This is a genomic window from Chryseobacterium sp. MMS23-Vi53, from assembly GCF_047651245.1.
GTDB lineage: Bacteria > Bacteroidota > Bacteroidia > Flavobacteriales > Weeksellaceae > Chryseobacterium.
The window spans coordinates 1220255-1239776 of the sequence record NZ_CP180265.1; the positions used below are offsets into that span (position 1 = coordinate 1220255).

The following is a 19522-nucleotide window of genomic DNA, read 5'->3' on the forward strand; positions in this document are numbered from 1 at the left end:
ATTTATATTCTGTTATAAAATTTATAAAAATTTCAAAATCGCCTTCCAATCTTCTAATTTTTTTTCAAAAGAAATGGTGTGCAGAGGGCTTGTCGAAGGCAATAAGTAAAACGGAACTTTAAAATTCTTTCCCAAAATTTTCTGTAAATTTTTAAACGATTTCCCACCATTACAGAAAATGGTTTTGATATTTGGATATTCTTCTAAAAGTTCTTTAATCTGATTAGCCTCTTCATTTTTAATCTCAGAATCAAGGCTTCCTTTTCTTTCGCAAGAATCGATGACGTCCCAAAGTGCTATGTTGTGTTTCTTTAAAATATTAATTCTTTCTTGATAATCTTCTGTAAAATTTTCATTCAATAATTCGAACATGATTTTCCAGAACTTATTTTGTGGATGACCATAATATTGTTGCTTTTCTAAAGATTTTACACCGGGAATTGAACCTAAAATTATAATTTTAGAATCCTCGTTTACAATCGGTGGAAAGGATGAAATTCTGTTTTGCATTATCAAATATATAAATTTTGGCTAAAGCCTTCTCACATTAAAAAACAAAAAACGGGCTAAAGCCCGTTCCAATTGATATTTTTACTGAATAATCAAATCATTTAGATTTAATTATTCATTTTTAATTCTTAATTACAAAGTTTCCTTCAACCAATCAAAGAATTCTCTTTGCCAAACTAAACCGTTTTGTGGGTGAAGAACCCAGTGATTCTCATTCGGGAAATATACTAATTTCGTTTTCAAACCTCTCAATTTTGCAGCCTGGAAAGCTTCCTGACCCTGCTCATAAGGTACTCTAAAGTCGATTCCGCCCTGAACGATCATGATTGGCTTATTCCATTTATCAACAAAATTACTTGGATTGAATTCTGTATATGCTTTTGGCTGAGGTTTTTCCCATGGAGAACCTAAATCCCAATTCGCGAACCAAAGCTCTTCCGTTGTCAAATACCAAGATTTCATATCAAATAATCCATCATGAGCAATGAAAGTTTTGAATCTGTTTTGGTGAATTCCTGCCAACATAAACACGCTGTAACCACCATAACTAGCTCCAACAGCCGCTACTCTATTACCATCAACATATGGTAAAGTTTTTGCGAAATCTGTTGCTGCTAAATAATCTCTCATTGGCTGACCTCCCCAATCTCTTGAGATTTCTTCGTTCCATTTTGTTCCCCAACCTGGCATTCCTCGACGGTTTGGAGCGACAACAATGTATCCGTTTGCAGCCATTAAAGCAAAGTTCCATCTTACACTAAAGAACTGAGTTAATGCAGATTGCGGACCTCCCTGACAATAAACTAAAGTTGGATATTTTTTGTTCGGATCGAAGTTTGGCGGATAATGAAACCACACTCCCATTTCTTTTCCGTCCGAAGTTTTTACCATTTTCAGTTCAGATTTTCCCTGAGCTAAATTGGCATAAATATCTTTATTAGCTTCCGTAACCTGCTTCATTTCTCCGTTTTTCAGGTTTACAGAGAAAATATCTGTTGCATGGTTTACATCTGTTCTTCCTACTAAGAGTGAATTTTTCTGATCTGCGAAAATTTCATTCACATCAAAATCACCTCTTGTAATTTGCTGAACTTTAGCACTTTTAGGATCTAAAGAAAATAATTGCTTTGTCCCTCTGAAAGCTGCTGTAAAGTAAATCATTTTTGAATCTCCACCCCAGAAAACGTCTCCGGAAACACTTTCGTCCCAACCGCTTGTAAGATTGGTTGTTTTTCCTGATTTCCAATCCAGAATTTTGATGTCGTTTTTATCCGCTTCATAACCGTCTCTCGCCATACTTTGCCAAATCAAAGATTTTCCATCCGGACTAAACTTTGGATTTACGTCGTACCCTTTATTGGTTTCAGTTAAATTTTTTGTTGAACCTGAAGCGAAATCATAAGCGAAAATATCTGTATTGGTGCTTGTTGAATATTCTTTACCGCTTTTAGGTTTTGTAACATATAAAAGTTGTGCAGAATCTGGGCTAAAGATGAAATCTTCCGCTCCTCCGAAAGGTCTTTGAGGCGAATCCCACAATTTTCCTTCCAGTAAATCTTTCGCAGAATCTACTTTATCAGAAGTATTTACCACAAAAACATGGTTATATTTTCCTTCATTAAAATAATCCCAATGTCTGTGATTCAGGTCTGTATAAACTTGCGCTGTGGTTTTCGGCGTATCGGAATATTTGTCTTTTCCCATTACTTTTTCCACCAAAACCTGCTTGCTGAAAGCAATTTTTTTACCGTCAGGAGAAATTACAATATTGTCAACTTCTCCGATTGTATAAAATTCTGTCCACGTTTTTCCGCTGTCTTTTGAAAGGAAAATTTTGTCTCCTTCCTGAGCGTAAATTCCGTTTTTATCCCACTGAATAAGGGATTTTTTTCCAAAATCTATTTTCGTAGACTGGTTATTAAGGACATTTAAGAAATAGTTCTCGTTTTTCGTTTTTTCTGTTTTAAGATCAACCTGACCTACTTTATAAATCAACGAAGACTGATCTGGTGAAACTGCCTGTACTCCAACTTTTTTCAAAGTCCATAGGATTTCAGGCGTCATTACTTGTTGTGCATTCATTAAAAGCGGAGCTGCCAAAGCCAGCAGACTGTACTTAAGTTTCATATTCTGATTCATTTTTTTACGGATGATCGTAATCTCGATGGATTTTATCATCCTTCATTCAAAGATTGCCAAAGTTAATTATTTTTAAAACATGAATGAGTAGAAATGTTTTTTGAAATTTTCTAATAAACTTGGATAATCTGTATTTGATTTTCAACATCCTAAGGAATGTCTGAAACTTTAGCCCCGATTGAAATGACATCCTTTTTGGTTGCGGGCGGAGCATAAACTACAGGTTTACAAACAAAGTTCTGGAGCCCGTAACCAAAAAGATATAATGGAAAGCGGGATTAAGCTCCAAATAAAAAATTCGCCAATCAAAATGACTGACGAATCGACAATATATAAATTTAACTTTTACGTTTTAATCCTTATCCGCAAACATCGAGTTCGCAAGAGAAGTGATGATGGAAAGCAAAATACTGAAAATAAATGCCCATCCAAAGCCATCTACTGTCATACTATCGACGAAATAATCTGCTATTAAAATAATTAATGCATTAATTACCAATGCAAATAGTCCTAATGTAATGATCGTTAAAGGTAACCCGAAAAGGCTTAAAATAGGTTTAACAATAATATTTAAAACTCCCAAAACGATTGCGAAAATAACCGCGCCTGAAAATCCTTCGAAGTGAACTCCCGGTAAAATTTTTGTTAAAAGATAAGCAACAATCGCCGTGATAAGAAGTCGGATAATTAAGTTCATAGTTTTATTTTTTGAATTTGTATGGTTGATGCTGTGCAAAAGCTATTCCATTTGATGAAAAATCTCATATACTTTAAAGTGAAATTTATTCACTATATTTTAAATAATGGTTGATGCTCTGTAAACCAATTCAGTTTCCATCACTATAGTCTGATTTGGGATGGAAATATCTTTTATTTTTTCTAAAATTAATTCTGCTGCTTTTTCTCCGATTTTTACCAAAGGCTGTTCTACACTTGTCAGTTGAGGATGAACAATCGTCGAAAGTTCTGTTCCCGAAAAACTCGCAATGGAAACGTCCTGTGGAATTTTAAACCCTTGATCCAAAAGAAAATTCATGGCACCAATTGCTAATGTATCTGAAAAAGCAAAAATACTGTCGAAGTCAACTTTTTTATCTAATAGTTTTTTGATAGCATTTTTTCCATCATCAAACATCATTCCTTCGGTTTGAACAATTAAATCCAGATTAAAAACAGAATATTTTTCTACAATTCTTTTGTAACCATTGGCTCTTTCAATCACATTTCGAATCGTGGAAGGTCCCATAATGTGAGCTATTTTTTTTCTTCCGGTTTTTATTAAATGTTCCACAACAAGCGATGCCTTAATATGATCGTCAACAATTACTTTTGAGACATCTAAAGACTTTGCGGGAATTCTATCAAAGAAAACGAGAGGAATATTTTTGTCGATAATATTTCTGTAAACATCTTCATTATAGGTTTCATGGCAAAGATTGATGATAATTCCGTCCACATTAAATTCTTCCAGATGTTCTAAATTTTTCCTTTCTATTAAAGGATTTTCATCACTTTGCATAATAATTACCCTGTAACCAAGCGGATATAAAATATTTTGAATTCCCTGCAAAACTTTCGAGGAAAAAGGAGTGATCATTTCAGGAACAACAAAGCCGATATTCTTGGTTTGTCCGTACTTTAAATTCAGTGCAGTCGGGTTGGGTTTGTAGCCTAATTTTTTGGCGGCATCCAACACTTTTTGCTTCGTCTCTGCATTAATATTTTTATCATTTATCAACGCTCTTGAGATGGTAGACGTAGATAATGACAAAAATTTTGACAGATCTTTAATGGTTACACGCTTCATCCGGTGTGTTTTTTTATCAAAAATAACAAAAAAATCCACAAATGGGAACGTTCCCAAAAACCTGGGAACGTTCCCATTAACAATTTATCAACAAATTTTCATGAGCAATGTGATTATTAATATAAGTTTAGGAAATGATTAACAATTAATTAAAACTATTCTATATGATGATCTCACAATATCAATTTAACAAAAAAAATATCACCTCAGGAATTGTACATATCGGTGTCGGAAACTTTCACCGGGCTCATCAACAATATTATACCAATCTGTTGTTGGAAAATGAAGATCAGCAAAACTGGGGAATCTGCGGAATTTGCCTTTTACCTTCCGATGAAAAAATCGTCAATAATTTAAGATCTCAAAATCTTGATTATACTTTAACAGTTTGTGGAAGAGACGGAAAAGATGAGGTTTTTAAGATTGGATCTTTAACAGAGCTGATTTGGGGTGTTGAAAATCCAAAAGCTGTTATTGAAAAAATTGCAAATAAAGACACAAAAATCATTACTTTAACCATTACAGAAGGCGGTTATAATTTGGATAAAGAAACCAATGAATTTGATTTAAATAATGAAAAAATTCAGCATGATTTAAAAAATCAGGAAAATCCCACCACTGTTTTTGGATTTATTGCGGAAGGTCTTCGCCAGAGAAAATCAAACGGAAGTGGAGCAATTACGATTCTTTCGTGCGACAATCTTCAACACAATGGAAATACTGCTAAAAGAGCGTTTACAACTTTTATTGAAAATCAGGATAAAGACCTTGCAGAATGGGTAAAAACAAACGTTACTTTCCCCAATTCTATGGTCGACAGAATCACTCCCGCAACGACTTCCGAAGATATTGTAAGACTTAATGAAAAAAGTAGAACTGAAGATAAAGCCCCTGTTTATTGCGAAGACTTTACGCAATGGGTAATTGAAGACAACTTCGTTGCAGGCAGACCCAATTGGGAAAAAGTCGGCGTTGAGTTTACAGATGATGTCACTGCTTTTGAAAACATGAAATTGAGTCTTCTGAACGCTTCTCACACCTTACTTTCTTATCCTTCATTTTTAAAAGGTTACAGAAAAGTCGATGAAGCAATGACCGATAAAAGCATTGTGAAATTTATCCGTGATTTTATGGAAATTGACATTACGCCTTACGTTCCGGCTCCAAAAAATACGGATTTAAATGTCTACAAACAGACTTTAATTGAAAGGTTTGCAAACCATAGCGTAAGCGATCAGGTGAGCAGATTATGCTTTGACGGAATTTCAAAATTCCCGGTTTACATTATGCCCAATTTGGCTAAAATGGTAAATGGTAATAAAGATTTAACAAGAGTTGCTTTTTTAATCGCTTCCTATAGACATTATTTAAAATATAAAGTAGATGATAACGGACATTCTTTTGAAGTTGCAGAACCGTGGATTACAGAAGAAGATAAACAATTGATTTCCAATATTAATTCTATAAAATTTCTTGAATTATCTGCTTTAAAAAGTATTGATTTAAAATCAAATGAAAAATTTACCAATCTCTATTCTAAATTTACTGAAGAAATTAAAAATCAGGGAGCTGGCAAAGTATTAGAAACAATTATTTAAAAAACAAACACATATGATCGTAAACTCAGACGTAAAAACCTTGGATTCAAGGGCAAATAACAGCGTTTTTCCTTTCGCTATTATTACATTTATCTACTTTATTGTCGGTTTTTTAACTACAGTAAACGAGCAGCTTCAGGCTCCCCTGAAATTCACTTTTCTGTCTCATGCAGGAAGTTTAAAAAATACATTTACAACCCTTATTTCCTTCTTTTTCTTTTTAGGATATTTATTAAACGGAACATTGGGAAGTAAATGGGTAAATGCTTTCGGATACAAAAACACCATTTTGAGAGGACTTTTATTCATGATTTCAGGATTGTTTATGTACCTTTTATCTTCGTGGTTTGGTGCTAATTTTCCGGGTTTACAATTCAATGTTGGAGATGCAATTATTCCTTTCGGATTTATCATTTTCGTTGCAGGATCTTATCTGATGGGAACTTCCGCAGCGGTCATTCAGGTCGTTGTAAATCCTTACGCGGCTTCTTATCAGCTAAAAGGAACACAGCCTGTTCAGCGTCTGAATATTTTAACAGCAATAAATTCGATAGGAACCACTTCTGCCCCGTTTTTCGTAACGGTGATTATGTTCAGCGGAATTTCCATTGAAAAAATTGAAATCAAACAATTATTGCTTCCACTTTCTGTTTTAATTGCCTGTATTTTAACGGTTATTTTAATTACAAAAAGACTGCATCTTCCTGATATTGAAAACACAAGAGCGGTAGATGGAGAAAAACTTGAGCGAAGTATTTGGTCTTTCAGACATTTTGCATTGGGGGTTTTGGCGATTTTCTTTTACGTAGGAACTGAAGTTGCGATTGGTGCAAATATCAATCTTCACGCTTTTGAATTGACGGAATCTGGTCATCCCATAACGTTCTTCGGTAAAACAGACATTATGATTGGTGGAATGGATCTGGGAATTCATGCCCTACTTTCAACATTGTATTGGGGTGGATTTTTGGTTGGAAGATCGGTTTCTAGTTTTCTAAATCATATTTCAGCAAAAACTCAATTAATTGTAACGACAATTTTAGCAACAATTTTAGCGATTGTAGCCATGATTACTCAAAATCTTTGGTTTTTGGTTGCAATCGGACTTTTACATTCATCGATGTGGAGTTGCATTTATACACTTTCTATCAGAGGGTTAAACAAATATACCTCAAAAGCATCAGGAGTTTTCATTTCTGCAGTATTTGGAGGAGCCGTTTTTACATTAATTCAGGGAGGTTTGGCAGATGCTTTCGGATCATGGAGATGGACTTGGATTCTCACTGTTGTCTGTGAATTATTAATGCTTTCCTATGCCCTTTTCGGTTCTAAAATCCGAGAAAAAGATATCGTAAACAACTAAAATTATAATTTTCAAATTTGTGTTTTTCAACATTCTATCATCCGGTAAAAATTGCCGGATGTAGAATGGCGCAAACTTGAATAAGAAAACGCAACATTATGATTAAAAATCGATTACTGATAATTTTCTTAATTATCACAGGGAGTTCTTTATCCTTTGCCCAGCAAATTCACTCAGCTTTACAACTCAGAAACAGCCATTTATGGAGAGGACTTGAGGTCTCATCGGGTTTAATTTATACTGGAGATATTCATTTGGACGGAAAAAATTTCTATGGAGGTTTTTGGACAGGAGGAAATGTTGATGGCTCTTACAAAGAATTCAATAACTATATCGGATATAAAAACAAGCATCTGACCGTTGAGCTTTGGGACATTTATAATTTTTCACCCGGAGCAACCTACAACAACAAAGAGTTTTTCAATTATAATGCCCGTGAAACGGGACGATTCTGGGATCTGAGATCTTACTACACAATCAGCGATAAAATTCCTTTGACTTTGAGTGCAAACACTGTTGTGTTCGGACGTGACAGAAATAAAGACAACACGGAAAACAAATATTCATCCTTTGTTTCGGCAGAATATCCGCTTTATAAAAAAGAAGATCAGAACCTGGAAGTTCGAGGAAGAATCGGGTACGGATTTGCCCTGAATCATGCCGGAGAAGAAAGTAATTTTTTCGCCAAAAGAGACGGATTTACAGAAATAAGTTTAATTGTTTCTAAAAGTTTTACGATCGCTGGTTACAAGCTTCCTGTCGGAATTTGGGGAATGTGGAATCCTGTTGGGAATAATGCATATCTGCAATTTTCGGTGCAGGCGTTCTCGTTTTGAGTCTCGGAATTTAGGTTTGAGTGTCTTAGGGTTTGAGCGTTTTTGGGTTATTGTACTCTGCTAATTCTAGTGAAATTTTGAAAGAAATTTGTATCGAGAATTTTTATTTAGAATCTGATTTTGTTGATTTTAAATATAAAATTCTCGATACATTTTTTTCATTTTTATTTAATTTTCATCATGGTAACTAACGAAGTTGCGACATGGCTTTCTGATTCGCCTTTTTCATCAACAGTGTAAATTTCAGTTCGAATGACGCTTATTTTTGCACCGCCTTTAATAACATAAGATTTTGAAACCAAAGCATCTCCAATTGCAGGTCGTAAATAATTAACTTTCAACTCCACCGTCACAACATAGCAATCTTCTTCGTAATGACTTACCGCCGCGTAACCTGAAGAAACATCAACTAAAGAGGCAATCATTGCCCCATTGAACATTCCTGCTTTTCTAGTCATTAATTCCATTTTGGGAATTTTCATGGAGATAAAATCTGTTTTAACTTCTAATAATTCAGCTTTGTAGAATTTTAAAGTTTCGGAACGGTTGAAACTATCGATGATAAGTTGTCTTTTTTGTGGAGTCATTTTTTGATTTTAAAATGTAAATTTAAACACAAATTTTCACAAATGTTTTTCACGAATGATGCAAATGTTATGTTTTGATTTATTTTTTAATTCCTAATGTTTTTAAATTAAACCATTAAGGAGATTTAAGTTGTTAAGTTTGAATTAAGTTTTGGCTAAAGCCTTTTTATTGTATAAAATTTGAAAGCGGACTAAAGTCCGCTCCTATTGAATATTTCTCTGTGATATTTGTGAAAATATTTGTACTTTTTGTGTTTAGTTATTTAATTTAAAACAATCTGAAAATTTTCATCCATAGATAAAACTCCTTCCACTAAGTTTTCAGGATGAGCTGTAAAGCCTTTCAATTTCGAAGTTTTTCCTTTTAAGACTAAATCCATTAATTGTTTATCTGATAACTTTTTACCGAAAATTTCAAATGAAACTTTAAAGCCACAATTTTTAAAATCTGAACAACCAACAGCCGCTTTTCCTTTCATTAAATGGTGTTCTTTGCACTTCGGACATTGGGTTTCTTCCCAAGACTGCAATTCTTTTTTCACAGCTGGTTCGCGCTTTTTCTTTTCTTTAACGACCTCAACTTTTTCCTCTTCCAAAGAAATGACTTTTCCTTTTCCGTCGACCACTTTTTTGGTCAATTCCGTCACCATTTGGATCAATTCTTCTTTAAACTGATTGGCTTCATATTCACCACTTTCAATTTTACGAAGCTTAGATTCCCATTCTCCCGTCAATTCAGGGCTTTTTAGCAATTCATCCTCAATTGTGTCGATCAGCTGAATTCCGGTTTGGGTAGCGATGAGATTTTTCCTTTTCTTTTCGATATATTTTCTCTTAAAAAGAGTTTCGATAATGTTTGCACGAGTTGAAGGTCTTCCGATTCCGTTGTTTTTTAACATTTCCCTAAGTTCTTCGTCTTCAACTTGCTTTCCGGCAGTTTCCATAGCACGAAGAAGCGTTGCTTCTGTGTACGGTTTTGGCGGTGTTGTTTTACCCTGATGAATCATTGGATCATGTGGTCCGGTTTCACCAACAGTGAATTCCGGAATTGTCTGTTCTTCTTCCTTATCTTTTTCTTTATCCGTTGTTTCTTCTTTCGGTTCTTTAGAATAAACCGCTCTCCAACCCGGTTCAAGAACCTGTCTTCCACTTGTTTTAAAAGGAATTGTTCCCACCTGACCTTCTACTAAAGTATTTGAAATCTTACATTCAGGATAAAAAACGGCGATGAAACGTTTGGCAACCAAATCGTAAATCAGTTTTTCTTCTCGGCTTAAATTCTGTGAAGGCGGAATTTCCGTCGGAATAATTGCATGGTGATCCGTCACTTTTGCATCATCAAAAACTGCCTTTGACTTTGGAATCGGAGCTTCTAATAATGGAGAAATCAACTCCTGATAAGGATACATTTTTCTAAGAATTCCTTCAATTTTCGGGTATAAACTTTCAGATAAATAGGTCGTATCCACACGCGGATAAGTCACATGTTTTTTCTCGTAAAGACTTTGAATATAATTTAACGTATTCTCAGCAGAATAACCGTATTTTTTGTTGGCTTCCACCTGAAGTCCGGTCAAATCGAAAAGTCTTGGATTTTTTTCTTTTCCTTCTTTAATTTCAAAAGAAACAATCTCGAAAGGGTTTTGTTTTAAGTATTCTAAACCTTTTTCAGCACGTTCCAATGCTTTTAAACGATCGATTGCGGCATTGAAGATAACGTCACGATATTTGGTTTTCAGTTCCCAATATTCTTCGGTTGTAAAAGCATCAATCTCCTTCTGACGTTGAACCAACATCGCCAAGGTCGGAGTCTGTACCCTTCCGATAGAAAGAACGGCTTTATTTCCACCAAATTTTTTGGTAAAAAGTCGTGTCGCATTGATTCCTAATAACCAATCGCCAATTGCTCTTGCGTTTCCTGCGAGATAGAGATTTTTGTAATCCTCGGCAGGTTTTAAACTTGCAAAACCTTCTTTAATCGCCTCTTCGGTAAGAGATGAAATCCACAAACGCTGAATAGGTTTGTTGCATTTTGCTTTCTGTAAAACCCATCTTTGGATAAGTTCTCCTTCCTGACCGGCATCCCCGCAGTTAATAACCTCATCACATTCTTCGACTAACTTTTCAATGACTTTAAACTGATTTTCAACACCTTTATTCGGGATCAGCTTAATTCCGAAGTTTGGCGGAATGATCGGCAGCAAAAACAAATTCCAGGACTTGTATTGCGGACCGTAATCGTGAGGTTCTTTGAGGGTGCAAAGATGTCCGAAAGTCCATGTCACGCAATAGCCATTTCCTTCCATATAGCCTTGTTTAGGCGTGGTCGCGCCCAACACTTTGGCGATATCTCTGGCAACACTGGGTTTTTCGGCAATACAAAGTTTCATGAATTTTTCGGAATTGTTGAAGAGGGCAAAAATCGGGATTTTTTTTGACTTTTGCTAATTTGTTTGGGATTGATGGTTGATCGTTATTGATTGGCTGTTGATAGTGTGAATGATTTATTTTATGCTAAGATTAACTTTTACATTTGAAGAAGTATACTTTACATCGCTAGGTTTATATTTTACATTGCGAAAAGTACGTTTTATAACTTGAACTTTGTTAATGACATTTAAAAAAGTATATTTTACGATGCGAGAATATTAAACAACGTTGCAAATTTTAACTTTTACATTGCTTGCTTTTATTTTTACATTGCGAGAATTTACTTTTACGCTGCAAATATTATAAATAATACTAAAAGAATATACTTTAAATCCTTTAATATTACTTTTAAAATTACAAAAAGGATTCTTAAAGTTATTAAAATAACAAATCAGATTGTGTTTTTAATAGATTAGTAGGTTAAAATTATAAAAGATTATTTCTGTATTTAAGTACGAGCGAGACGCTAGCGCTAGCTGATAGTGAACAAATTCAACCTTAATTCAACATTAATTAAAATCATTAAAAATCAAACATTTATAACTTATTTTCATTAGTTTCGATTGATGAAAAGTTTTAATTTATGAGTCGAAAATATAAATTTAAAGAAAAAGACGGAGCTTATTTTATAAGTTTTGCAACAGTATTTTGGATTGATGTTTTTACACGATTGGAGTATTTTGATATTATAATTAACTCCCTAGATTATTGTCGGAAAAATAAAGGAATGATCATTTTTGGATATTATATTATGCCAAGTCATATCCATTTAATTTTTCGGGCAGCCAATGAAAACCCATCAGATTTAATTCGAGATTTTAAGGGATTTATCTCTAAACAAATGATTACAGCAATTAAAGAAAATAATGAAGAAAGTAGAAAAGAATGGCTTCTCTGGATGTTTAAACAAGCTGGAAAGAGAAATTCAAATGTTCAAACTCATCAATTCTGGCAACAACATAATCAGCCAATAGAAATTTGGTCTTTGAAAGTTTTTGAACAAAAATTAAATTACGTGCATCAAAACCCTGTTGAAAGTGGTTTTGTTTCGCAACCTTTTGAATGGAAATACAGTAGTGCAAAAAATTATTATGAAGACGATGATAGTATTTTGAAAATCGATACCAATCTATAAATTTCGCTAACGCGAGCGTCTCGCTCGTGCCGTCAAGTCAATTAAAGAATTCATGAGCACGAGCGAGACGCTCGCGCTAGCAGTGACCACTTATCGCGGAATCATCATAACTTCAATTTATAATGAAAATATCTCTTATGTATTACAAAAAAAAGTTATTTCAGTTGTTCATCCTTTTTTGTAGCGTTTTATCTTATGCTCAATTATATAAACAAGATTCTTTACGTGGTGAATTCATTTATCAATTGAAAGCTAAATTTGATACACGAACGGATAATAGACAGAAGAATTTTTCTCATTACAGGTAGCTGATAAGGATGCTTTTTTTGCGAATACAATCTCATTAAAAACTGATTCTATAATGGAAAATTCAGGAACATCGACAACTAATCCTGATGGAAGCATTACTCTTGGTTGGAAAAAGGGTGTAGTGATTCCGAAAACAAATTTATCTTTTACCATAATACAGTCAAATGAAAATGTACAATATTTTAGATCTGTTGGAATGTCTTTACTCACTTATAAAGAACCAGTAAAAAAAGATTGGAAACTAGTAAATGAAACAAAGGTAATTAATACCATTAATTGTAAGAAAGCAGAGATCACTTCTAAAGGAAGAAACTGGATTGCATGGTATTCTCCCGACATTCCTTTACCTTATGGTCCTTATAAATTCAGTGGATTACCCGGATTAATCATTAAAATAACGGATGATAAAGGAGAATTTGATTTCGAATTGGTAAAATCTGTACCCGCTTCTAAACTGAAAGGAAAATTAATTAACATTAAGAAAAGCAGATATACTGATGCCATAGAAACCACGCAACCCAAATTAAAACAGGCATTAAGAAATGCCGATGCTAATACGACCGCAATACTTGCAAGCTATGGAACGACCATTATAAAAGGGCAGGAAATAGCAAGACAAAGGGAAAAAGAAAGAGAAGAAAACAGAAAATATGAAAATCCGATAGAACTTACTGATTAAAAAAGCTCCCTTAAAAAAGAGAGCCAACCAACAATAATTATGAAACAAGGTTCATAGTATAATGTATTACATCGTTATAGGAACATCCATTAAAAGAATTTCCGTGTTTTCTGATGTTGCTTTAATCTGTAAATCTGAAATGTCCCAAATTCCAAAACCATCTCTTTGTTCCAATTTCTGACCTTCGATTTCTGCGCTTCCTTTAATGATAAACGCATAGACACCGTTCCCTTTTTTCCTGATCTGATAATTGGTTTCAGTATTATTTTCAAAATTTCCTAAGTGAAACCATGCATCCTGATGAATCCAAACTCCGTCGTCATTCGCATTTGGAGAAAGAATTTGTTGGAATTGGTTTTTGCTTTTTGTTTTGTCAAGTGTGATCTGATCATATCTTGGAGTGACATTTCTTTTATTCGGATACACCCAGATTTGTAGGAATTTTACCAACTGATCTTGGTTTTTGTTGAATTCACTGTGCATAATTCCAGTTCCGGCACTCATCACCTGAATATCCCCACTTTTGATTACAGCCGTATTTCCCATACTGTCTTTATGCTCCAAATCTCCCTCCAACGGAATACTGATGATTTCCATATTATCGTGAGGATGCGTTCCGAAGCCTCTCCCCGCATCCACTTTATCATCATTTAAAACTCTCAACACTCCAAAATGCATTCTTTCCGGATTGTGATAATTTGCAAAACTGAATGTATGATTACTAACCAGCCAGCCATGATCTGCCTTTCCTCGGGAATCCGCTTTATGAATCACAGAATTGTCCTTTATTTTCGAATCTGTATAGGGTAAATGATTATATCCGATGGGTTCTAACGGTTCAATTTCGTCAATCTCATTTTTCATTGTATTACCCAATGAAGCGGATGCCACAAACATTCCTGTTCCCAATAATCCTTTTTTTAAAAAATCTTTTCTGTCCATATCTGTTCGTATTTTATTCGTTTTGATAAGACAAATTTCGGAAGATTAGAATTGCTGGACATTTAACTAGTTTAATAAATTGCTTTTTCTTTTAAAATAATTAAGTCCTTTTGTCTTGAAACAAAAGGACCAAAAGTTCAAGACTTGGAAACTTCCGCTAAAAATTAATGATGTTCTCTAAAATTTTAAAACTCGCGCGATAATAGTATTTGTTCTTCGATTCAACTTTTGTGTCGCGCTCAAACAGTAGAATTTTATTAACGTTCACATCATTAATTTTCTTAACGCTACATTTTCCTATGTCGGTTTATAAACGACAACGTTTGTCATAGGAATCAGTATGACAAACGTTGTGAATATTATTTTAAATAAAATTAAAATCTGCGTAATCTGCAAAATCAGCGAGAGAAAATTACTTCTCTTTAGAAGCCAAACGCTTTCTGATTGTACTCACAAATTCTTTAGAAACTCCGAGATAAGAAGCAATATAATATTGCGCAACTCTTTGCGGAATAGATGGATACACTTTAATGAATTCTAAATATCGATCGGACGCAGCTTTGGAAATAGTATTTACCAAACGGTTTTGTAATGTTGAAAGATTTCTCTGAACCAACATTCTGAAAACTCTTTCGAATTTCGGAATTTCGGTTAATAATTTTTCTTTTGTTGTCGGATTCAGCATAAATATTTCCGAATCTTCCAATGTTTCAATGTATAATCGGGAAGGTTTTTGTTCCTGAAATGAAGCGATATCACTGATCCACCAATCTTCAATGGCGAATAAAATGGTGACCTCAAAACCGTTATCATCAAGATAATACACTCGTACACAACCTTTTTGAATGTACCCTTCAAACTGACAAATTTCACCTTCTCTCAACAAAACAGTTTTCTTGGGAAAGGTCTGTAACGTTAGAGAATCGGTGAAAAATTTTTCTTCGGTTTCGCTAAGGCTGATGAATCGTGTTACGTTTTCGATGATGTTTTGGGACATAATTGCAGTTTATGGCTGCAAATTAGGAAAAAGTGCGTAAACTTCGTTCTTCAAAAGTCCACTTCCTCCGCCATAATGGTCAATAACTTTGATTTCTTTGTCTAAATTTTCACAAAAAACCTTAATATCTTTTTCAAATTGCTCTTCCAATCCGGAACTCAACAGCACAATATCTACCTGATTTTCTTTGATATATTCATAACAAAAATTTTCATCGCTCTGAATTTCCGCATTCCAGCCTTCGTTGTTTTCGATAATTCTTTTTAAAGTCTCAAGAATTTCCTGATTTTTTCCAATCACTAAAAAATTTAATGTTTTCATTTTTTTAATTTATAAATGAATAAAAAGTGAAGTCCGCGTTTTTTTCTCAATATTTTTGGTTTTATGCCCCTTTCCTGAAGTGTCTTCTACCAAAAGTACCTCTCCTGTCTGAAATTGTCTGGTTTCTCCCAACGAAGTTTCGATTTCAACCCCGCCATTCAAAAGTACAATATATTGTCTTTGTGGTGCACAATGAAAATCATAATCGTACTCCGCAGCAACCTGTCTGAATTGTAATTTTTTAACGTCAATATCTTTTGAAAGAAATCCAATTTCCCCTTGATCAATCAAAGAAATTTCGATGTCTTCAAAACGAGAGTCTCCATTTTCATCACTGAATATTTTTGTAATTTTCATTCTATATTTTATTTTTTGCCACGAATACGCTAATAAATTATTCGTGTATTCTCGGCTAAGAATTATTTAAAAACAATCGAATTTGCCAACTCAATTTCTTCCTGATTGATGGAATGCCCAAAATTAGCATAGACTTTTTCCGTTACATCCGCATTCATTTCTCTTAAAATATTGGCTGTTGCGTAAACTCTTTCCACCGGAACATGAAAATCCGGATTGCTTGTTCCAAGAAAAATCGGGGTCTGAAAAAAATCACCTTTATAATTTTCACGGTTGATTGTTTCACCGATCACTCCACCAATTATGGCTGCTGCTCCACCAAACTTTTGCGCATTTCTTGCCAGGAATTCCAAAGTCAAACAGGCCCCTTGCGAAAACCCGAAAAAGTAAATATTTTCAGCTTTTATTCCTGTATCCAAAGCTGTTTGAACAGTTTTTCCAATGGTTTCAATTGCAGAAGATAACCATGGTTCGTTTTGATCTACGGGAGCAATGAATGAAAATGGATACCATGTTCCGTTCGTTGCTTGCGGTGCCAATAAAGCATAATCTTTTACATTTAAATGCTGTGATAAACTCAAAATATCCTGCGCACTTCCACCTCTTCCGTGAATCATGATTAAAACTTTTTCAGCTTCATTTAATGATTTCCCTCCTATTTTTATATCTAAACTATGACTCATTTTATCTAAATTTTTCTGTCGGATAATTAATTTTCGGTAAAACTTCAACCAAATGTTCTCTTTTTTCTTCAAATTGTTCTGGAAGATTTAAATGTTCTCCCAAAGAAGCCAATTCCTCATCTACATCGAAGCCCGGACCTGAAGTCGCTATTTCAAACAAAACACCTCCCGGCTCTTTAAAATATACGGAAGTGAAATATTTTCTGTCCTTCACTTCAGTATGTTCCAAGCCAAACTTGTTTAATTTTTCAATCATTTCAAGCTGAGTTTCAGCATTTGGAGTTGCAAAAGCTACGTGGTGAACTGTTCCTCTTCCTGCCAAGCCTTTCAAAGCGGTTGGTGTACAAAGTAAATCAACATACTTTCCTGGTGCATCTTCCGTTGCAAATCTGAATTTATCAGAACTTTCGGCAATGAGTTTATGATCCATTTGCGTCGTCAACAAAGCCGCCGTTCTTTCATAGGCATCCAGCCAAATTTCAACATGATGAATTCCTTTTATGGCAAAATCTTTTGGAATAAACCCGTTATAATAGCCTTTTCTATCATCTTTATCATTAAAAACCAACTCCAAACCTAACCCGTCGAAATCTTCCAGGTAAATAAAAACTTCGCCCGAAAATCTTTGCTGAGGATGTTTAAAAGGAATATTAAACTGATTCAAACGATTCATCCAATAGTCCAAAGCATCGATGGATACCGAAAATGCAGTGGTATTCAACATCCCTTTTCCGTGTCTTCCGTTAACAAGACCTTTTCCATAAGGGAAAGTCGTCATAATCGTTCCCGGAGTTCCGAATTCGTCTCCGAAATAGAAGTGATAAACATCCGAATAATCAAAATTTACGGTTTTCTTTACCAGTCGAAGTCCTAAAACTCCGGTGTAAAAGTCTATATTTTCCTGTGCGTCGCCCGTGATGGCGGTTACGTGGTGAAGTCCTGTGATAAGTGACATAGTTTTGGTTTTTGTTGTTGGTTGATTGTTTATGGGTGTTGGTTTTATGTGAATCTTATTCCTCTTCCTTCAACCAAACATCTTTATACTGTTCCGGATTGCGTTTGAATTGAGCATGAACATACGGACACAACGGTACAATTTTCATGTCATTTTCTCTGGCGTAAGAAACCAGCTTGTCTAATAATATTTTAGCAAAACCTTTTCCTGCATATTCTTCATCAACTTCGGTGTGATAAACTGTTAATTTTTTTCCAATTACCGAAATATCCATTTTTCCCGCTTTTTTATCATCCGAGAAAAGCTGGATTTCGCCTCTCACGTTTCCTAATTCTACTTTTGTTGTTTCCATTGTTTTTGATTTTTTAATTAATAATTTAAAGGTAAGATCTTTCTAAAAATTGAGTAATGACCTATGATAACTTCGGTAATACTTCTTCAATTTTTTCGCGTAAACCTTCATGCTGTTTTGGAAGTTTTAAGTTTGTTCCTAATTCACTTAAAGGCTCATCAACAGTGAATCCCGGGTTGTCGGTTGCGATTTCGAATAAAACGCCACCCGGTTCACGGAAATACAATGAATAGAAATAATCTCTATCGATTTTCGGAGTAATATTCAATCCGGCAGACAATACTTTTTCGCGGAATTCCATTAAAACATTATCGTCTTTCACGCGGAAAGCCACGTGGTGATTGGTTCCTGCCGCATTTCTTCCTGCTAAAATTTTATCGTTTTCAATAATATCGACAAGATTGGCTGTTTCAATTGCATCGGTTGCAAAACGGTATCTTTTACCATCCTGTTTTTGAAGATCATATCCTAAAATATCAGTTAAAACTTTGATCGTTGGATCAGCTTTTCTCAATGTCAACGTGATGTTGTGGAAACCTTTTAAAGCATTTTCATCTTTAATATCATTGATTGTCCAGACTTTTCTGTCATCTGATGTTGAAGATTCAATAAACTGTAATTGTAAACCATCCGGATCTTGAAATGAAATTAATTTTTCACCAAAAATTTCACCTTCTTCAACATTTACATTAAAATTTTTCAATCTATTTTTCCAAAATTCTAAGCTTCCTTTTGGTACAGAATATCCGATGTGAGTTGCCAAACCAGAACCATTTGTTCCTTTTCCGATTCCTTCCCACGGAAAGAAAGTAAGAATCGTTCCCGGAGTTCCTTCTTCGTTTCCAAAATAAAAATGATACGTTCCCGGATCGTCGAAGTTTACAGTTTTCTTTACTAATCTTACTCCTAAAACTTTTGTATAAAAATCTAAATTTCTTTTTGCATTATCTGCGATTGCTGTAATATGGTGCAATCCTAAAATTCTATTTTCCATTTTGTTATTTGTTTGATTTTGATATGACAAATTTAGGGTGATTGGAAATCTTGTGCATTTAACTAGTTTAATAAATGATGGTTTTTGATTTTAATAGCGAATATGACTTAAAAGTTAAAAAAGAAATATTCATTTTAAAAATAACATATTTGTCATTTTGACGAAGGAAGAATCTCTATGAATAAGGTTTTAAAATCATTAACAGATTCTTCACTCCACTTCGTTCCATTCAGAATGACAAGCAAGCATAAAATTGTTAAACCAAAATTTTAAAAAAAAAAAAAAATTAACTGAAAATCAAATATTTAAATATTAATATTGTAATTATTTTACAAAAAGTCTACTTTTTTAGTGGACTAATAAAAATTTATGCCTTATATTTGCAACCGTAATCAGGAAAGAAATATAGAATGAAATCTGGATTTAATTATAATTCAATGAAAAAGTACACCATCAATTCAATGATGATGTACTGCTGTATGCCTAGATTACGATTTTGCTGTGGTTGACCTTACTTTTATATGACAT

At 34.1% G+C, this 19522-nt stretch carries 19 protein-coding genes; 5 read left to right on the plus strand and 14 right to left on the minus strand.

Going from position 1 to position 19522, the window contains the following annotated elements:
• Window positions 1–21 precede the first annotated feature (21 nt).
• The 4 genes from ACKX2A_RS05380 to ACKX2A_RS05395 all read right to left on the minus strand — a co-directional run bounded on the left by ACKX2A_RS05380 (window position 22) and on the right by ACKX2A_RS05395 (window position 4456).
• Window positions 22–510 (minus strand): DNA-deoxyinosine glycosylase, encoded by a 489-nt coding sequence (locus tag ACKX2A_RS05380; protein WP_415328126.1) that lies wholly within the window; start codon window positions 508–510, stop codon window positions 22–24.
• 132 nt (window positions 511–642) lie between these two features.
• The gene (locus tag ACKX2A_RS05385) at window positions 643–2637 is read right to left on the minus strand and encodes a S9 family peptidase (RefSeq protein ID WP_415328128.1); all 1995 of its coding nucleotides are present in this window, start codon (window positions 2635–2637) and stop codon (window positions 643–645) included.
• Window positions 2638–3001: 364 nt separating this feature from the next.
• Window positions 3002–3346 carry a phage holin family protein gene (locus ACKX2A_RS05390; protein ID WP_415328130.1) on the minus strand — a complete coding sequence of 115 codons (345 nt, stop codon included), beginning with the start codon at window positions 3344–3346 and terminating at the stop codon, window positions 3002–3004.
• A 99-nt stretch (window positions 3347–3445) separates the two neighbouring features.
• Window positions 3446–4456 (minus strand): LacI family DNA-binding transcriptional regulator, encoded by a 1011-nt coding sequence (locus ACKX2A_RS05395; protein ID WP_415328132.1) that lies wholly within the window; start codon window positions 4454–4456, stop codon window positions 3446–3448.
• A 164-nt stretch (window positions 4457–4620) separates the two neighbouring features.
• On the opposite strand from ACKX2A_RS05395, the gene ACKX2A_RS05400 reads away from it, so the two are divergent.
• From ACKX2A_RS05400 to ACKX2A_RS05410, 3 genes are all read left to right on the plus strand, one after another.
• The gene (locus ACKX2A_RS05400; RefSeq protein ID WP_415328134.1) at window positions 4621–6054 is read left to right on the plus strand and encodes a mannitol dehydrogenase family protein; all 1434 of its coding nucleotides are present in this window, start codon (window positions 4621–4623) and stop codon (window positions 6052–6054) included.
• Between the two features lie 13 nt (window positions 6055–6067).
• Window positions 6068–7417, plus strand: coding sequence for an MFS transporter (locus ACKX2A_RS05405; RefSeq protein WP_415328136.1), 1350 nt, complete (start codon window positions 6068–6070; stop codon window positions 7415–7417).
• 98 nt (window positions 7418–7515) lie between these two features.
• Window positions 7516–8253: a hypothetical protein gene (locus ACKX2A_RS05410; protein WP_415328139.1), complete on the plus strand. Its 738-nt coding sequence runs from the start codon at window positions 7516–7518 to the stop codon at window positions 8251–8253.
• Window positions 8254–8417: 164 nt separating this feature from the next.
• On the opposite strand, the gene ACKX2A_RS05415 is transcribed toward ACKX2A_RS05410, so the two are convergent.
• Together ACKX2A_RS05415 and ACKX2A_RS05420 are read right to left on the minus strand one after the other, a co-directional pair.
• A complete protein-coding gene (locus ACKX2A_RS05415; RefSeq protein ID WP_415328141.1) occupies window positions 8418–8840 on the minus strand; it encodes a PaaI family thioesterase in 423 nt (140 codons plus the stop codon).
• A gap of 263 nt (window positions 8841–9103) precedes the next feature.
• Window positions 9104–11230 (minus strand): DNA topoisomerase 3, encoded by a 2127-nt coding sequence (locus tag ACKX2A_RS05420; RefSeq protein ID WP_415328143.1) that lies wholly within the window; start codon window positions 11228–11230, stop codon window positions 9104–9106.
• A 623-nt stretch (window positions 11231–11853) separates the two neighbouring features.
• Between ACKX2A_RS05420 and ACKX2A_RS05425 the strand changes: the two genes are divergently transcribed.
• Both ACKX2A_RS05425 and ACKX2A_RS05430 read left to right on the plus strand, forming a co-directional pair.
• Window positions 11854–12405 carry an REP-associated tyrosine transposase gene (locus ACKX2A_RS05425; protein ID WP_415328145.1) on the plus strand — a complete coding sequence of 184 codons (552 nt, stop codon included), beginning with the start codon at window positions 11854–11856 and terminating at the stop codon, window positions 12403–12405.
• 337 nt (window positions 12406–12742) lie between these two features.
• Window positions 12743–13393: a GLPGLI family protein gene (locus ACKX2A_RS05430; RefSeq protein ID WP_415329415.1), complete on the plus strand. Its 651-nt coding sequence runs from the start codon at window positions 12743–12745 to the stop codon at window positions 13391–13393.
• Between the two features lie 66 nt (window positions 13394–13459).
• Here ACKX2A_RS05430 and ACKX2A_RS05435 read toward each other — a convergent pair whose 3' ends face one another.
• The 8 genes from ACKX2A_RS05435 to ACKX2A_RS05470 all read right to left on the minus strand — a co-directional run bounded on the left by ACKX2A_RS05435 (window position 13460) and on the right by ACKX2A_RS05470 (window position 18994).
• Window positions 13460–14335: a pirin family protein gene (locus tag ACKX2A_RS05435; RefSeq protein ID WP_415328146.1), complete on the minus strand. Its 876-nt coding sequence runs from the start codon at window positions 14333–14335 to the stop codon at window positions 13460–13462.
• 412 nt (window positions 14336–14747) lie between these two features.
• Window positions 14748–15332 (minus strand): Crp/Fnr family transcriptional regulator, encoded by a 585-nt coding sequence (locus tag ACKX2A_RS05440; RefSeq protein WP_415328148.1) that lies wholly within the window; start codon window positions 15330–15332, stop codon window positions 14748–14750.
• Between the two features lie 9 nt (window positions 15333–15341).
• Complete coding sequence (locus ACKX2A_RS05445; RefSeq protein WP_415328149.1) at window positions 15342–15653, minus strand: hypothetical protein; 312 nt, start codon at window positions 15651–15653, stop codon at window positions 15342–15344.
• Window positions 15654–15662: 9 nt separating this feature from the next.
• Window positions 15663–16010: a hypothetical protein gene (locus tag ACKX2A_RS05450; RefSeq protein WP_415328150.1), complete on the minus strand. Its 348-nt coding sequence runs from the start codon at window positions 16008–16010 to the stop codon at window positions 15663–15665.
• Window positions 16011–16072: 62 nt separating this feature from the next.
• The gene (locus ACKX2A_RS05455) at window positions 16073–16693 is read right to left on the minus strand and encodes an alpha/beta hydrolase (RefSeq protein WP_415328152.1); all 621 of its coding nucleotides are present in this window, start codon (window positions 16691–16693) and stop codon (window positions 16073–16075) included.
• Window position 16694: 1 nt separating this feature from the next.
• Window positions 16695–17648: a VOC family protein gene (locus tag ACKX2A_RS05460; protein WP_415328154.1), complete on the minus strand. Its 954-nt coding sequence runs from the start codon at window positions 17646–17648 to the stop codon at window positions 16695–16697.
• Between the two features lie 55 nt (window positions 17649–17703).
• A complete protein-coding gene (locus ACKX2A_RS05465; protein ID WP_415328156.1) occupies window positions 17704–18000 on the minus strand; it encodes a GNAT family N-acetyltransferase in 297 nt (98 codons plus the stop codon).
• 61 nt (window positions 18001–18061) lie between these two features.
• A complete protein-coding gene (locus ACKX2A_RS05470) occupies window positions 18062–18994 on the minus strand; it encodes a ring-cleaving dioxygenase (RefSeq protein WP_415328157.1) in 933 nt (310 codons plus the stop codon).
• Window positions 18995–19522 lie beyond the last annotated feature (528 nt).

Coding starts and splice junctions, on each gene's coding strand:
- ACKX2A_RS05450 (WP_415328150.1), bottom strand. CDS start 16,010: ATGAAAATTACAAAAATATTCAGTGATGAAAATGGAGACTCTCGTTTT.
- ACKX2A_RS05470 (WP_415328157.1), bottom strand. CDS start 18,994: ATGGAAAATAGAATTTTAGGATTGCACCATATTACAGCAATCGCAGAT.
- ACKX2A_RS05440 (WP_415328148.1), bottom strand. CDS start 15,332: ATGTCCCAAAACATCATCGAAAACGTAACACGATTCATCAGCCTTAGC.
- ACKX2A_RS05445 (WP_415328149.1), bottom strand. CDS start 15,653: ATGAAAACATTAAATTTTTTAGTGATTGGAAAAAATCAGGAAATTCTT.
- ACKX2A_RS05410 (WP_415328139.1), top strand. CDS start 7,516: ATGATTAAAAATCGATTACTGATAATTTTCTTAATTATCACAGGGAGT.
- ACKX2A_RS05465 (WP_415328156.1), bottom strand. CDS start 18,000: ATGGAAACAACAAAAGTAGAATTAGGAAACGTGAGAGGCGAAATCCAG.
- ACKX2A_RS05405 (WP_415328136.1), top strand. CDS start 6,068: ATGATCGTAAACTCAGACGTAAAAACCTTGGATTCAAGGGCAAATAAC.
- ACKX2A_RS05385 (WP_415328128.1), bottom strand. CDS start 2,637: ATGAAACTTAAGTACAGTCTGCTGGCTTTGGCAGCTCCGCTTTTAATG.
- ACKX2A_RS05380 (WP_415328126.1), bottom strand. CDS start 510: ATGCAAAACAGAATTTCATCCTTTCCACCGATTGTAAACGAGGATTCT.
- ACKX2A_RS05400 (WP_415328134.1), top strand. CDS start 4,621: ATGATGATCTCACAATATCAATTTAACAAAAAAAATATCACCTCAGGA.
- ACKX2A_RS05455 (WP_415328152.1), bottom strand. CDS start 16,693: ATGAGTCATAGTTTAGATATAAAAATAGGAGGGAAATCATTAAATGAA.
- ACKX2A_RS05395 (WP_415328132.1), bottom strand. CDS start 4,456: ATGAAGCGTGTAACCATTAAAGATCTGTCAAAATTTTTGTCATTATCT.
- ACKX2A_RS05435 (WP_415328146.1), bottom strand. CDS start 14,335: ATGGACAGAAAAGATTTTTTAAAAAAAGGATTATTGGGAACAGGAATG.
- ACKX2A_RS05420 (WP_415328143.1), bottom strand. CDS start 11,230: ATGAAACTTTGTATTGCCGAAAAACCCAGTGTTGCCAGAGATATCGCC.
- ACKX2A_RS05460 (WP_415328154.1), bottom strand. CDS start 17,648: ATGTCACTTATCACAGGACTTCACCACGTAACCGCCATCACGGGCGAC.
- ACKX2A_RS05425 (WP_415328145.1), top strand. CDS start 11,854: ATGAGTCGAAAATATAAATTTAAAGAAAAAGACGGAGCTTATTTTATA.
- ACKX2A_RS05415 (WP_415328141.1), bottom strand. CDS start 8,840: ATGACTCCACAAAAAAGACAACTTATCATCGATAGTTTCAACCGTTCC.
- ACKX2A_RS05390 (WP_415328130.1), bottom strand. CDS start 3,346: ATGAACTTAATTATCCGACTTCTTATCACGGCGATTGTTGCTTATCTT.